At 72.9% G+C, this 13,884-nt stretch carries 11 protein-coding genes; 6 read left to right on the forward strand and 5 right to left on the reverse strand.

The window, feature by feature from the left end; all coding sequences use genetic code 11:
- Nucleotides 1–149: 149 nt before the first annotated feature.
- Genes ACIRFL_RS37505 through ACIRFL_RS37525 form a run of 5 tightly spaced genes read right to left on the reverse strand, consistent with a single transcriptional unit; the run spans nucleotide 150 to nucleotide 5,799 of the window.
- Entirely contained in the window at nucleotides 150–1,460 is a 1,311-nt protein-coding gene (locus tag ACIRFL_RS37505; protein WP_404038182.1) for a DUF58 domain-containing protein, read from the reverse strand.
- Nucleotides 1,460–2,449: an AAA family ATPase gene (locus ACIRFL_RS37510; protein ID WP_404038270.1), complete on the reverse strand. Its 990-nt coding sequence runs from the start codon at nucleotides 2,447–2,449 to the stop codon at nucleotides 1,460–1,462. Before ACIRFL_RS37510 ends, ACIRFL_RS37505 begins: the two co-directional genes overlap by 1 nt.
- Nucleotides 2,449–3,645 carry a DUF4350 domain-containing protein gene (locus ACIRFL_RS37515; RefSeq protein ID WP_404038185.1) on the reverse strand — a complete coding sequence of 399 codons (1,197 nt, stop codon included), beginning with the start codon at nucleotides 3,643–3,645 and terminating at the stop codon, nucleotides 2,449–2,451. Before ACIRFL_RS37515 ends, ACIRFL_RS37510 begins: the two co-directional genes overlap by 1 nt.
- Nucleotides 3,642–4,424: a DUF4129 domain-containing protein gene (locus tag ACIRFL_RS37520; protein ID WP_404038188.1), complete on the reverse strand. Its 783-nt coding sequence runs from the start codon at nucleotides 4,422–4,424 to the stop codon at nucleotides 3,642–3,644. The genes ACIRFL_RS37515 and ACIRFL_RS37520 overlap by 4 nt, the downstream gene beginning before the upstream one ends.
- A 4-nt stretch (nucleotides 4,425–4,428) precedes the next feature.
- A complete protein-coding gene (locus ACIRFL_RS37525) occupies nucleotides 4,429–5,799 on the reverse strand; it encodes a hypothetical protein (RefSeq protein WP_404038191.1) in 1,371 nt (456 codons plus the stop codon).
- Between the two features lie 140 nt (nucleotides 5,800–5,939).
- Here ACIRFL_RS37525 and mtnA point away from each other — a divergent pair, with 140 nt between their 5' ends.
- The 6 genes from mtnA (at nucleotide 5,940) to hpf (ending at nucleotide 13,772) form a co-directional block, all read left to right on the forward strand.
- Nucleotides 5,940–7,085 (forward strand): S-methyl-5-thioribose-1-phosphate isomerase, encoded by a 1,146-nt coding sequence (mtnA, locus tag ACIRFL_RS37530; RefSeq protein ID WP_404038193.1) that lies wholly within the window; start codon nucleotides 5,940–5,942, stop codon nucleotides 7,083–7,085.
- A 132-nt stretch (nucleotides 7,086–7,217) separates the two neighbouring features.
- A complete protein-coding gene (mtrA, locus tag ACIRFL_RS37535) occupies nucleotides 7,218–7,907 on the forward strand; it encodes a two-component system response regulator MtrA (protein WP_191870552.1) in 690 nt (229 codons plus the stop codon).
- A gap of 1 nt (nucleotide 7,908) precedes the next feature.
- Complete coding sequence (mtrB, locus tag ACIRFL_RS37540) at nucleotides 7,909–9,975, forward strand: MtrAB system histidine kinase MtrB (protein ID WP_404038196.1); 2,067 nt, start codon at nucleotides 7,909–7,911, stop codon at nucleotides 9,973–9,975.
- Nucleotides 9,965–11,797: an LpqB family beta-propeller domain-containing protein gene (locus tag ACIRFL_RS37545; RefSeq protein ID WP_404038199.1), complete on the forward strand. Its 1,833-nt coding sequence runs from the start codon at nucleotides 9,965–9,967 to the stop codon at nucleotides 11,795–11,797. The genes mtrB and ACIRFL_RS37545 overlap by 11 nt, the downstream gene beginning before the upstream one ends.
- Before the next feature lie 137 nt (nucleotides 11,798–11,934).
- Entirely contained in the window at nucleotides 11,935–12,768 is an 834-nt protein-coding gene (locus tag ACIRFL_RS37550; protein ID WP_404038202.1) for a ComF family protein, read from the forward strand.
- Between the two features lie 311 nt (nucleotides 12,769–13,079).
- Nucleotides 13,080–13,772, forward strand: coding sequence for a ribosome hibernation-promoting factor, HPF/YfiA family (gene hpf, locus ACIRFL_RS37555; protein WP_404038205.1), 693 nt, complete (start codon nucleotides 13,080–13,082; stop codon nucleotides 13,770–13,772).
- The last annotated feature ends 112 nt before the right edge of the window (nucleotides 13,773–13,884 follow it).

A 13,884-nucleotide genomic window follows, 5' to 3' on the forward strand; every position in this document is an offset into this window, starting at 1 on the left:
TGGTACTGCAGGGGGGACCCTGTGGGAGAGTAGGACACCGCCGAACTAATTTTGGGAAAACCCCCGTGCCTTTTGGCACGGGGGTTTTCTGCGTTCAGGGCCCGACCCGTTCGGGCCCTTTTCCTTTCGGTTCCTTTTCGGATTCCCTTTCAGAGCCGTCCGGCCGCCTTCAGGGCGAGATAGGCGTCCGCCAGAGCCGGAGCAAGGTCGTCCGGTGTCGCGTCGACGACCGTCACTCCATGGCGGCGGAGCTGCTCCGCCGTACGGTGCCTTTCGGTCTGTGCCTGGGCCGCGGCGGCGGCCTCGTAGACCGCATCGGCGTTTCCACGGGCGGTCGCCATGCCGGCGATATGGGGATCGGCCACCGACGCCACCAGGACCGTGTGGCGCTGGGTGAGCTGCGCGAGTACGGGAAGCAGACCCTCCTCGACCGGCGCCGCGTCGAGAGTGGTGAGAAGAACGATCAGGGAGCGGCGCGGGGTCGTACGGAGCGCCATGGCGGTGAGGCCACGCGCGTCGGTCTCCACGAGTTCGGGCTCAAGCGTGGCCATCGCGTTGACCAGGGACGGCAGCACATCACGTGCGGTACGTCCCTGGACCAGGGCGCGCGGCCGGCGGTCGTAGGCGAGGAGGTCCACCCGGTCGCCTGCGCGGGAGGCGAGCGCCGCGAGGAGCAGGGCGGCGTCCATGGAGGCGTCCAGGCGTGGGGCGTCGCCGACGCGGCCCGCCGAAGTGCGGCCGGTGTCCAGGACCAGCAGGATGTGCCGGTCGCGTTCCGGACGCCAGGTGCGTACGGCCACCGCGGTCTGTCGGGCCGTGGCCCGCCAGTCGATGGAGCGGGTGTCGTCGCCGGGGACGTAGTCCCGCAGGCTGTCGAACTCCGTGCCCTGGCCTCTGATCAGCACGCTGGTGCGGCCGTCCAGTTCGCGCAGCCGGGCGAGCTTCGACGGGAGGTGCTTGCGGCTGGCGAACGGTGGCAGGACCCGTACCGTCCAGGGAACGCGGTGGGCCCCCTGACGGGAGAACAGGCCGAGGGGGCCGTAGGAGCGGATCGTCACACGGTCGGCGTGGCGGTCGCCGCGGCGCGTGGGGCGCAGCCGGGTCGTGATGCGCCGGCGCTCGCCCGGGGGCACGGTGACGCGGTGGCGGGATGCCTCGAACTCCGTGCCGGGCTGCCAACTGCTCGGCGGCCAGGCGTCCCGCAGGCGGGCCCGGAGGGGGCGGCGCGAGGGGTTGGTGACGGTCAGCGTCACGTCGGCGGTTTCGCCCAGGCGCGCGGATGTGTCGCCGGAACGCGTCAGGACCAGGCGTCGTACGGGTGCCGCGAGGGCGAAGTCGCAGGCGCAGGCCACGGCCAGCGGGCCGTTGACCGCGAGGATGCCCGTCCAGCCGGGATCCCAGATGCCGACGGGTACGGAGCCGAGGGCCGCCAGCAGGGCGGCGCGTCCGGTGAGCGGCATCAGCGGGGAACCGGGACGTGGGCGAGGATGGCGTTGATGACGGAGTCGGCCGTCACGCCCTCCATCTCGGCCTCGGGGCGCAGTTGCACGCGGTGCCGGAGGGCCGGCAGGGCCAGGGCCTTCACGTCGTCCGGGATGACGTAGTCGCGGCCGGTCAGCCAGGCCCAGGCGCGGGCGGTGGCGAGCAGGGCGGTTGCGCCGCGCGGGGACACGCCCAGGGCGAGGGACGGCGACTCGCGGGTGGCGCGGCAGATGTCCACGACGTATGCGGTGATCTCCGGGGAGACGGTCGTCTTGGCGACCGCGGCGCGGGCGGCTTCCAGGTCGGCCGGACCCGCGACGGGGCGCACGCCGGCGGCGCGCAGGTCGCGCGGGTTGAAGCCGGCGGCGTGCCGCGTGAGGACGTCGATCTCGTCCTGCCTGGCCGGCAGCGGGATCGTCAGCTTGAGCAGGAAGCGGTCGAGCTGCGCTTCGGGGAGCGGATAGGTGCCCTCGTACTCGACCGGGTTCTGTGTCGCGGCGACCAGGAACGGTTCGGGCAGCGGCCGGGGCGTGCCGTCGACGGTGACCTGGCGTTCCTCCATGGCCTCCAGCAGGGAGGACTGGGTCTTCGGCGGGGTGCGGTTGATCTCGTCGGCGAGCAGGAGGTTGGTGAAGACCGGGCCGGGCTGGAAGGAGAACTCGGCTGTGCGGGTGTCGTAGACGAGGGAGCCGGTGACGTCGCTCGGCATGAGGTCGGGGGTGAACTGGACGCGTTTGGTCTCCAGTTCCAGGGCGGACGCGAGGGCGCGCACCAGCAGCGTCTTGGCGACGCCGGGGACGCCTTCGAGCAGGACGTGTCCGCGGCACAGCAGGGCGACGACGAGGCCGGTCACGGCGGGGTCCTGGCCGACCACGGCTTTGGCGATCTCGGCACGCAGGGCCTCCAGGGAGGCGCGGGCGCCGCCCGCATCCCCGGCGGTCCCGGCGTTGTCAGTGGTCGGGTCCATCATGGACGGCGTACCTCTCTTTCGAGGGCGTCGAGTCGGTCGGTGAGAGTGATGAGGGCTGCGTCGTCGGCGGGCGGAGGTCCGAAGAGGAGGGAGTGCAGGGCCTGTCCGTCGCCGTGGAGGTGGGTGGACAGGGCGCGCAGCAGGGCTTCGGGCGCGTGCGCCTGGGCGACGGGGACGCCTACGAGGGGGGCGAGGCGGGTGCGGGTGGTGGAGCGAAGAGCGGCGGCGGCGCGGTCTCGGGCGTCGGCCTTGCGGTAGAGGCGGGCGCGGCCTTCGACGGTCTCGGAGGCGCGGATCGCGACGGGGAGTCTTTCGGGCACGAGGGGGCCGAGTCGGCGTGCCCGCCAGAAGGCGGCGAGGACCGCGGCGATGAACAGTTGCAGCGTGCCCCACAGCCAGCCGGAGGGGAGCAGGTCGAGGAAGTCCTTCTGGTCACCGGTGCCGGTGGCCGAGGTGTCGGCGAGCGAGGGGAGGTACCAGACCAGATGGGGACGGGAGCCGAGGAGCTGAAGCGCGAGCGAGGCGTTGCCCTGCTCGTCGAGGCGGTCGTTGTAGAGGATGTCGGGCGCGCCGAGGACGACGGTGTCGCCGTTCCCGGAGGCGTCGGGGACGCGGACCAGCGTGGCCAAGCGCTCGCTGGGGTAGCAGGAGTCGGCGTCGAGGCGGGTGGTGGTGTAGCGGATGCCGCCGGTGTCGGCAGCGCCCGCGCGTACGGCGGCGGGCAGGTCGCACCCGGGGGAGAGCGTCGACCCGAAGCTGGTGGCGGGGTCCGCGGTCACACCGGGCACGAGCCGTTCCACGGACGAGCTGCCGGCGGCGATGAGGAGGGTGCGCCCGCCGGACCGGGCGGTCGCGGAGTGCAGTGCGCTCTGCTGGCCGGGCGTGAGCAGGTCGGGTACGGCGATCAGCAGGGTGGTGTCCGGGCCGGCCGCGGTGCGCGCCTCGTCCAGGGTGGTGACCACGCGGGTGGACACGCCGCGGTCGGCGAGCAGTTCGGCGACCGCGCGGCTGCCGTAGGGGTCGGCGGAGCGGGGGTCGAGGGCGCCGTGCCGGGCGTCGGAGCGGATGACGGCGATCGCGACGGCTCCGGCGAGCAGCAGCAGGAACGCGAGGGCGATGCCTCGCGCGCGGGTCCACACCTGGCGGGCGGTGGGCGAGGCCGAGGTGGAGGGAAGGGTGGCCCCGGTGGTCATTCGGCGGCCCCCTGGCGGCTGTGGCGGGCCGTGCTGTGGCTGCTGACGGCGAGGGCGGGTTTGCTGCGCTCCAGGTCGCGGTCGAGTCCGGCGAGCCGGTCGTACGTCTGTCGGTCCGCTCTGCGGCCGCCGTACGTCACGTCGTCGAACGCGCGGGCGGCGGCGTGCAGCCGGTCGGTGTGGGGAGGCAGGGCGCGGCCGGCCTCGGAGGCCGCCTCGTCGGCGGTGCGGCCGGGGCGGACGTCGAGCAGGGCCCGTTCTTCGAGGGCGCGGACGACGGCCCGCATGCGTTCCTGGACGGCCTGGTTCCAGTGGCCCTGGGCCGCGTGCGCTTCGGCGGCGGCGCGGTGTTCCGCGGCGCTGCGCGGGCGCTCGTCGAAGAGGGCGGGGGCGGCGGCCGGCCGGCGCCGCGGGGTGCCCAAGCGCCACCACAGGGCGGCCAGTACGGCGATGACGGCCAGGACGACGATGATCAGGCCGAGTGTTCCCCCAGGGGTCGCCGAGGCGGCGGTGTCGAGGACTTTGCCGAGCCAGTCCCAGATGGCGTTCATGGCCCGCTGGAGCAGGCTGGGGTCGTTCTCGTGGTACATCCGCTTGGCCAGCTCGCGCCGGGCGGCCTCCCGCGCGGGATCGCGTCCGACGGTCACCGGCGGCTCGTCGCCCGAGCCGGCCGCTGACAGTACGGCCGTGTCGGCCGCCCGGAGCAGGCCCCGGACGGCCACGCCGGCCGCGCGTGGCAGGACCGGCGCCGTGCTGAGAAGGTCCCCCGCCGGGATCACCGCGTCAGCTCCCCGGGGTGGCGCCGGGCGCGGTCACGCCGTAGCCCTGGACACCGGCCGCGCGGGCCAGTTCGAGGTCGAGGGCCTCACGGCGGATGCGCTGGTCGATGTAGAGGAGCACGCTGACACCCGCGTTGATCGGGAAGGTGATCGTGGAGCCGATCACCGAGCCGATGCCGCTGACGATGAGGAACGTCCAGCCGACGTTGCCGGTGCCTTCGAGGAAGCTGGAGAAGCCGTCCCCGCTGAGCGCCGCGGCGATCAGGGCGAAGGGGATGACGATGATCGACGCGACGATGTTCGCGATGATCGCGGCGAGCAGCTGGATGCCGAAGATGCGCCACCAGGAGCCGCGGACGAGCTTGGCGGAGCGGCCCATCGACTTCAGGATGCTCTGCCGTTCCAGCATCAGCGCCGGCGAGGCCAGCGAGTAGCGGACCATGAGCCAGACCACGACGACGGCCGCCCCGAGCAGGCCGAGGACGAGGAGCGCGGCGGTGGCGCCGCCCCCCGCGCCGGCGGCGGCCACGATTATGCCGGGCAGCGCGCCGCAGAGGAGGATGCCGGCGGCGATGAGCGGCAGCAGGAAGACCAGGCCGAACAGCCTCGGGACCTGCGGGCGGGCGTCGCGCCAGGCCTCGCCGGTGGTCACGGCCCGGCCGAGCACGGCCCGGCTGGTCACGGTCGTCAGCAGGGCGGTGGCGATGATGGTGCCGATGGAGGAGATCAGCAGGACGGCGACCGAGCCGAGCATCGCCTCGCCCATGGCGCGGGAGACCTCGCCGAGGGTGGCGCTCGGGTCGTTGAGGGCGTCGGTGCTCGCGGTGTCGTTGAGGACGAGGCCCTGGAAGAGGATGACGACGATCTCCGTGATGACCGCGATGGTCAGCGAGATGCCCAGGACGGTGCGCCAGTAGGTGCGCATGGTGGAGACGGCGCCGTCGAGGATTTCGCCGACACCGAGCGGGCGGAGGGGGATCACGCCGGGCTTGGCCGCGGGCGGGGGGCCGCCCCAGCCGGCGCCCCAGGCTCCGTAGCCGCTGGGGCCCCCGTAGCCACCGCCTCCGTAGCCGCCGTATCCGCCCTGGCTACCGGGGCCCCCGTATCCGCCCTGGCCGCCGCCCCAGCCCGGGCCGGGCGGCGGAGGCGGCGGGGCCTGGCCCGGGGCCGGGGCGCCCGTGGGCGCGGACCACTGGCCGGGTGGCGGCTGCTCCTTGGACCACTGCGCACCGGAGTCCTGCGGGCCTGCGCCCGGCTGGTCGACGGGCTGTGCGGGCCCCGGCCTGTCGGCGGGGTCGGCAGGGCCGGACGCGCCGGGTTCCTGCCCGTCGGACGGGGCGGATCCGGGCGAGGCCCAGCCCGGAGTGTCGTTCATCGAAGCTCCTTCTCGGTGCCCGTCCGCGGGTGCGGCGGCAGGTTGGCAGCCATCGTGCCATGGGGCGGTGACCACGGGACCGGCCGAGGTGGGGGCTGCACACCTTCAATTGTCCGTGGGGTACGGGGCAGACTGACCGCATGGCTGATCAGGACGCCCACACCGGCGAGGGCAGGCACGCGACCGAGATACCGGCGATCCGCTGGGAGGAGCCGCCCGAAGGTCCCGTACTGGTCCTTCTCGACCAGACCAGACTGCCGGCCGAGGAGGTCGAGTTCGTGTGCACGGACGCCTCGGCCCTGGTCGGCGCGATCCGGTCGCTCGCCGTGCGCGGGGCGCCGCTGCTCGGCATCGCGGGGGCGTACGGCGTCGCGCTCGCCGCCGCGCGGGGCTTCGACGTGGACGAGGCCGCGGACGCGCTCCAGGGTGCCCGGCCCACCGCGGTGAACCTGTCCGTCGGGGTGCGCAGGGCGCGGGCCGCTCACCGTGCCGCGCTCGCCGCGGGCGCGGACCCGCAGCGGGCGGCCGCCGCCGCGCTGGCCGCCGCGCGGGCCCTGCACCGGGAGGACGCCGAGGCCAGCGCCCTGATGGCCGGGCACGGGCTGGCGCTGCTGGACGAACTGTTGCCCGGCGGCGGGCACCGGATCCTCACGCACTGCAACACCGGGTCGCTGGTGTCGGGCGGGGAGGGCACCGCGTTCGCCGTGGCGCTCGCCGCGCACCGGGAGGGGCGGCTGCGCCGGTTGTGGGTCGATGAGACGCGTCCGCTGTTGCAGGGGGCGCGGCTGACGGCGTACGAGGCGGCGCGCAGCGGCATGGCGTACACCTTGCTCACCGACAACGCGGCCGGTTCGCTGTTCGCGGCGGGCGAGGTGGACGCGGTGCTGATCGGGGCGGACCGCATCGCGGCCGACGGGTCGGTGGCGAACAAGGTGGGCAGCTATCCGCTGGCGGTGCTCGCGCGGTACCACCACGTGCCGTTCATCGTGGTGGCGCCGGTGACGACGGTGGACCCCGACACGCCCGACGGGGCGTCCATCGAGGTCGAGCAGCGCCCCGGGTACGAGGTGACCGAGCTCACAGCGCCGCAGGTGCCGGTCGGGGGGCCGGGCGGCGGGGTGCCGGTGGCGCCGCTGGGGGCGCAGGCGTACAACCCGGCGTTCGATGTGACGCCGCCGGAGCTGGTGACGGCGATCGTCACCGAGGCGGGTGTGGCCTCGCCGGTGACGGCTGCCTCGCTCGCGGAACTGCTCTCTGGTCACGTCGTGCAGCGGCTGGAGACATGAGGTAGGGGGCGTGCGCTCACCCGGCGGTAGTAGGCGCCCGTGACGAGGGCAGACAGTGACGGGCTGGTACGACTATCGTCACTGGCCGGTGACCTTGTTCACCTGCGCCGCCTTCGCCGTTATGAGAATGGGATGATGTCGTTTATGAAGGGACGTGTCCTTGTCGTCGACGACGACACCGCACTGGCCGAGATGCTCGGCATCGTGCTGCGTGGTGAAGGTTTTGAGCCGTCTTTCGTGGCCGACGGCGACAAGGCGCTCGCCGCTTTCCGTGAGACCAAGCCCGACCTGGTGCTGCTCGACCTGATGCTGCCCGGCCGGGACGGCATCGAGGTGTGCCGGCTGATCCGGGCGGAGTCCGGGGTGCCGATCGTGATGCTCACCGCGAAGAGCGACACCGTCGACGTGGTCGTGGGGCTGGAGTCGGGCGCCGACGACTACATCGTCAAGCCGTTCAAGCCGAAGGAGCTGGTGGCCCGGATCCGGGCCCGGCTGCGCAGGTCGGAGGAGCCGGCGCCGGAGCAGCTCACCATAGGCGACCTCGTCATCGACGTGGCCGGGCACTCCGTGAAGCGGGACGGGCAGTCGATCGCGCTGACGCCGCTGGAGTTCGATCTGCTGGTCGCGCTGGCCCGCAAGCCGTGGCAGGTGTTCACCCGCGAGGTCCTGCTGGAGCAGGTGTGGGGCTACCGGCACGCGGCCGACACGCGGCTGGTGAACGTGCACGTGCAGCGGCTGCGGTCCAAGGTCGAGAAGGATCCGGAGCGGCCGGAGATCGTGGTGACCGTCCGTGGTGTCGGTTACAAGGCCGGACCGAGCTGACGTGTCCGGGGGCGGTGCCGCTTCGGCTCCCGGCCGGCCCGGGAACCGTCCGGGGCGGCCTGCCGGCCGCAAGGCGGCCGGGTCGCGCTGGGGACGCCTCCTTGAGGGCGGGCTGTTGCAGGGCGGGGTGCAGGGCAGCCCGGTGCTGCGGCTGTTCATGCGCTGGGTGCGCCGGCCGCTGTTGCCGGTCATGCGGCTGTGGCGGCGCAACATCCAGCTCAAGGTCGTCGTCACGACGCTGCTGATGTCGCTGGGTGTCGTCCTGCTGCTCGGCTTCGTCGTCATCGGGCAGGTGCGCAACGGCCTTCTGGACGCGAAGGTGAAGGCGTCGCAGAGCCAGGCCACCGGCGGGTTCGCGGTGGCCAAGCAGAAGGCCGACGAGGCCGCCAGCAGCACCGGTGACGAGGCCTCAGCGGTGGACGGCCGGCAGTCGCAGAACGTCATCCAGTGGATGAGCGACCTCGTCGAGTCGCTGTCCAGCGGCGGTCAGGGCGCCTTCGACGTGGTGACGCTCCCTGCGGGCGACGAGAGCGGCGGCGGACGCAGCCCGCGCGGCTCCGGATATGTCGACCCGTCCGCCAGCGTGCCCGTGGACCTGCGCACACGGGTCCACACCAGTACGACCGCGGCCCAGAGCTACACCCGCATCGTCTACAGCAACGGCAAGGACTCCCAGCCCGCGCTCGTCATCGGCAAGCAGGTCAACGACCCGAACGGGGACCCGTACGAGCTGTACTACCTCTTCCCGCTCTCGCAGGAGGAGAAGTCGCTGAGCCTGGTCAAGGGCACGCTCGCGACCGCCGGGCTCTTCGTCGTCGTACTCCTCGGGGCGATCGCCTGGCTGGTCGTGCGGCAGGTCGTGACGCCCGTGCGGATGGCGGCCGGGATCGCGGAACGGCTGTCGGCCGGGCGTCTTCAGGAGCGGATGAAGGTCACCGGCGAGGATGACATCGCGCGCCTCGGCGAAGCCTTCAACAAGATGGCGCAGAACCTGCAACTGAAGATCCAGCAGCTGGAGGACCTGTCGCGGATGCAGCGGCGGTTCGTCTCCGACGTGTCGCACGAACTGCGCACCCCGCTGACGACCGTGCGCATGGCCGCCGACGTGATCCACGAGGCGCGCGAGGACTTCGACCCGGTGACCGCCCGGTCGGCGGAACTGCTCGCCGACCAGCTGGACCGCTTCGAGTCGCTGCTGGCCGATCTGCTGGAGATCAGCCGATTCGACGCGGGCGCGGCGGCGCTGGAGGCCGAGGCGATAGACCTGCGCGAGGTCGTACGGCGGGTCGTCAGCGGGGCCGAGCCGCTTGCCGAGCGCAAGGGCAGCCGGATACGCGTCGTCGGTGACCAGCAGCCCGTCGTCGCGGAGGCGGACGCCCGGCGTGTGGAGCGGGTGCTGCGCAATCTCGTCGTCAACGCCGTGGAGCACGGTGAGGGCAAGGATGTCGTCGTCAAGCTGGCGGCGGCCGGCGGCGCGGTCGCGGTCGCGGTGCGCGACTACGGCGTCGGGCTCAAGCCCGGCGAGGCGACCCGGGTCTTCAGCCGCTTCTGGCGCGCCGATCCGGCACGCGCGCGTACCACCGGCGGCACGGGCCTTGGCCTGTCCATCGCCCTGGAGGACGCACGGCTGCACGGCGGCTGGTTGCAGGCGTGGGGCGAGCCGGGCGGCGGATCGCAGTTCCGGCTGACGCTGCCGCGTACCGCCGACGAGCAGCTGCGGGGCTCGCCCATACCGCTGGAGCCGAAGGACTCGCGGCGCAACGCGGGACAGGGCGAGGCCGGCCCGCCGAGCGACGACGACAAACGGGCCACGGTGCCGGCCCAGTCCACGGGCGGCCAGGTGCCGCCGCTGCCCCCGCACACCTCGCTCCCGCAGCGGCTGGCCGCGGTGGCACCGACCGCCGACCCGACCGCGCTGCCCGGCAGCGGCGCGCGCGTCGTCTCCCGGCCCGGCGCAACCCTGCGGCACCGGAACGAGGCGCCGGCCACGGACGCGGAGCCGGACACGAACCGCGCGACGGCCGCGGAGGATTCGAACACCGCAGGGGAGGCATTTCGTGGGCGCTGACCGCGAAGGGGGCGGCCGGCGTCGGCCGGGGCGCGCGGCGGCGTACGCCGCCTGTGGTGCCGTACTGCTGGCGGGGTGCGCCTCGATGCCGGACGGCGGTGATCTGCGGGACGTCGAGTCGACGCCCCGGCAGGACACGCAGGTGCGCGTGTTCGCCATGCCGCCCCAGGAGAACGCCGCACCGGGGGAAATCGTGCAAGGCTTCCTGGAGGCGCTGACCAGCGACGACCCGGGATACGACACGGCCCGCAAATATTTGACCCCTACCGTCGCGCGCAAGTGGCGGCCCGAGCAGTCCACCACGGTGCTCGCCGACGCGCCGAGCACCGTCGTCGACCACGGCGCCGGTGGGCGGGAGGACCCGAGCAGCCTCACCTACACGCTGGCCGGGAGCAGGGTCGCCACCGTCGACGCGCAGCAGGCGTACGCGCCGGCCGAAGGGGCGTATGCCAAGCGGCTGCATCTGACGCGGGACGCCAAGAGCGGGCAGTGGCGCATCGACGCGCTGCCGCAGGGCGTCGTGATGGGCAAGTCCGACTTCCAGCGGAACTACACCTCGGTCAACAAGTACTACTTCGCCTCGCACACCTCGGTCGGCGCCGACGGGCAGCCGGTGGCCGTCGCCGACCCGGTCTATCTGCGCAAGCGGGTGGACCCGATGACGCAGGTGGTGCGCTCGCTGCTGAACGGTCCCACGAGGTGGCTCGGACCCGGGGTCCGGTCGAGTTTCCCGGCCGGTACGGCGCTGCAGAAGGGCGCCGGCGCGCTGTCGCCCGACGACCAGAACCGGCTGACGGTGCCGTTGAACGCGACGGCAGCCCGGGCCGGGGCGGCCGAGTGCCGGGAAATGGCGACCCAACTGCTGTTCACGCTGCAGAACCTGACGCCGACTGTGGACACGGTCGAGTTGCAGGGGCCGGATGAGCGGACGCTGTGCGACCTCACCGAGGAGCGGGCCGAGTCCGTCGCCTGGCACGGCGCCGTGAAGGGACCCGACTACCTGTACTTCCTCGACGACAAGCACCGGCTGGTCCGGATAGCGGGCACCAGCACGAGCACCACCGCCGTGCCGGTGCCGGGGCCGCTCGGCGACGGCAGCAAGCAGTTCGCGTCCGTCGCGGTCTCGCGGGACGAACGCACCGCGGCCGGGGTCGGCAACGACGGGAAGTCGTTGTACGTGGCCTCGCTGACGTCGGACGGTTCGCTCGGCGAGCCCCTGGTGACCAGCGGTGGCGCCGGCGAGACCAACCGGCTGGCCACGCCGAGCTGGGACGCCCGCGGTGACCTGTGGGTGGTCGACCGCAATCCCCACGACCCGCGGCTGCTCCTGCTGGAGCAGGGCTCGGGGAAGCCGCAGTCGGTGCGGACCCCGGGGCTGTCCGGCCACATCAAGGACGTCCGGGTGGCCGCCGACGGGGTGCGGATGGCGCTCGTCGTGGAGGATGGCGGCAAGCAGTCACTGCTGGTCGGGCGGATCGAACGGGGCGACGGGTCCGGGCAGGGGCCAGCGGTCCTCGAACTGCGCTCCGCGGCACCCGGGTTGGAACAGGTCACGGCCATGTCGTGGGCCGGGGACGGCAGGCTCGTCGTGGTCGGGCGCGAGCAGGGGGGCGTGCAGCAGATGCGGTACGTGCAGGTCGACGGGTCGGCGCCGGAGAGCCAGGCGCCCGCGGCCCTGACCGGGGTGAAGGCGATCACCGCGTCCGAGGACGACCGGGTGCCGCTGGTGGCGTACTCGGAGGACGGGATCGTGCGGCTGCCGTCCGGCGCGCAGTGGCAGAAGGTGGTCAAGGACGGATCGGCGCCGATCTATCCGGGGTGAGGACCGCCCAGGGCGAGGTCCGTCCGGGGTGAGGTTCCCTTGTGTGGGTGACGGCCGTGATGACCTGCGCGGAGTTGTCCACAGGGAGTTTTCCACAGGGGTGGCCGCTCGGCCGGGCCGTTGGCACAGTGGTGCCCATGCGGGGGTGGTGGCAGGACCTCACCGACCTGGTGCTGCCGGCCGAGTGCTCCGGCTGCGGCAGGCCCCGTACGGTGCTCTGCGAGCAGTGCCGTGCCGCCCTGAACGGGGCCGCGCCGAGCCGGGTGCGGCCGCTGCCGGAACCGCCCGGGCTGCCGGTGGTGCACGCGGCGGCTCCGTACGCGGACGAGGTGCGAGCGACCCTCCTCGCCCACAAGGAACGCGGCGCGCTGGCACTGGCGCGCCCCCTGGGCGCCGCTCTCGCCCGAGCGGTGCGCGCGGGGGCCGGGCGGCGGGATGTCCCCCTGCTGCTCGTGCCGGTGCCGTCCGCGCGGTGGGCGGTGCGGGCGCGGGGCCACGATCCGGTGCGGCGGATCGCCCTCGCGGCGGCCGGTGAGCTGCGGCGCGGCGGACGGCGTGCGCGCGTGGTCGGGGTGCTGCGGCAGCGGCGGGCCGTGGCCGACCAGTCGGGACTCAGCTCCCGTCAGCGGCTCGGCAATGTCGCGGGCGCGCTGGAGGTGACGGCGGGCGGTGTCCGGCTGCTGGCCTGGGGCCACCTCGTTCTCGTCGACGATCTGATGACGACCGGCGCCTCCCTGGCGGAGGCGGCGCGCGCCGTACGGGAGGCGGTCGGCGAAGCCGGCGGGAGAAGGGTTGTGTACGGGCGTGCAGGTCGGGAAGGAAGGGAGGAACGGATCGGCGGATCAACGGAAGAGAGCCGCAACGCGGGAAACGGAGGAGCGGGAATGGCGAGCGGGAAGGATGCCGGGCGGTTGATCCGTGCGGCAGTGGTCGCGGCCCCGCCGGATTCCTTCGAAATGAGCCGGAACTGACCGCGGATGTGCGTCGTTGCAGGTAGTGAGAGGGCTTATTCACCTGAACGGAGGTACGCCGCAGTAGAGGGTGACGACATCCGTCCGGGCGAGATATGTTCGGTTGTGAGGGAAAGCCGCAGGCCATACCTCCCATATCCGAATGCCGTGCTGCGGTGGACCGTAATGACCCGCGACGGCGTGGTGGAGATCTTGCCCATGGGGGAGGAGGTGGACGTCACCGAGTCCGAGGCTCCGGGGTTCACCGGGGCCTGGTGCAAAAGGGAGATGCTCCGCCACCGCAGCGGAGCGATCCGGGAACGGAGTTCTGCGTGGACATCGTCGTCAAGGGCCGCAAGACCGAGGTGCCCGAGCGGTTCCGCAAGCACGTGGCCGAGAAGCTGAAGCTGGAGAAGATCCAGAAGCTCGACGGCAAGGTGATCAGCCTCGACGTCGAGGTGTCCAAGGAGCCCAACCCCCGACAGGCCGACCGTTGCGACCGAGTGGAGATCACGCTCCGCTCCCGCGGTCCGGTGATCCGGGCGGAGGCAGCGGCCAGCGACCCGTACGCGGCACTGGACCTGGCGGCGGAGAAGCTGGACGCCCGGCTGCGCAAGCAGCACGACAAGCGGTTCTCCCGCCGCGGCGCGCGCCGGATTTCGGCCGCCGAGGTCCCCGACCATGTCCCGGGAGCGGCGACGCTCAACGGGAACGGCCACCCCGTCCAGGAGGAAGAGACGGACGGAGTGCCCACGAAGAAGGTCGGCTCCCTCGAAGTACAGGGTGAAGGCCCCCTCATCGTCCGCGAGAAGACCCACGTCGCCTCCCCGATGACCCTCGACCAGGCCCTCTACGAGATGGAACTGGTCGGCCATGACTTCTATCTGTTCGTCGACTCCGAGACCAAGGAACCCAGTGTCGTCTACCGGCGGCACGCCTACGACTACGGCGTCATCCACCTGAACACGGACCCGATGGTCACTCGGGCGGAATCCCCCGCGGCAGGGGGCACGCTGGGCGGCTGACGCACCCGGCCGACGGTTGAGCGGGTGCCCCTGGAGCGCGTGTGCGCCCCCAGGGGCACCGGTGTGCGACCACTTCGCGCCCCGCTTGTCACCGCGGTGTCGTCCCGGCATG

The organism is Streptomyces sp. NPDC102462, from assembly GCF_044765425.1.
Taxonomy (GTDB): Bacteria; Actinomycetota; Actinomycetes; order Streptomycetales; family Streptomycetaceae; genus Streptomyces.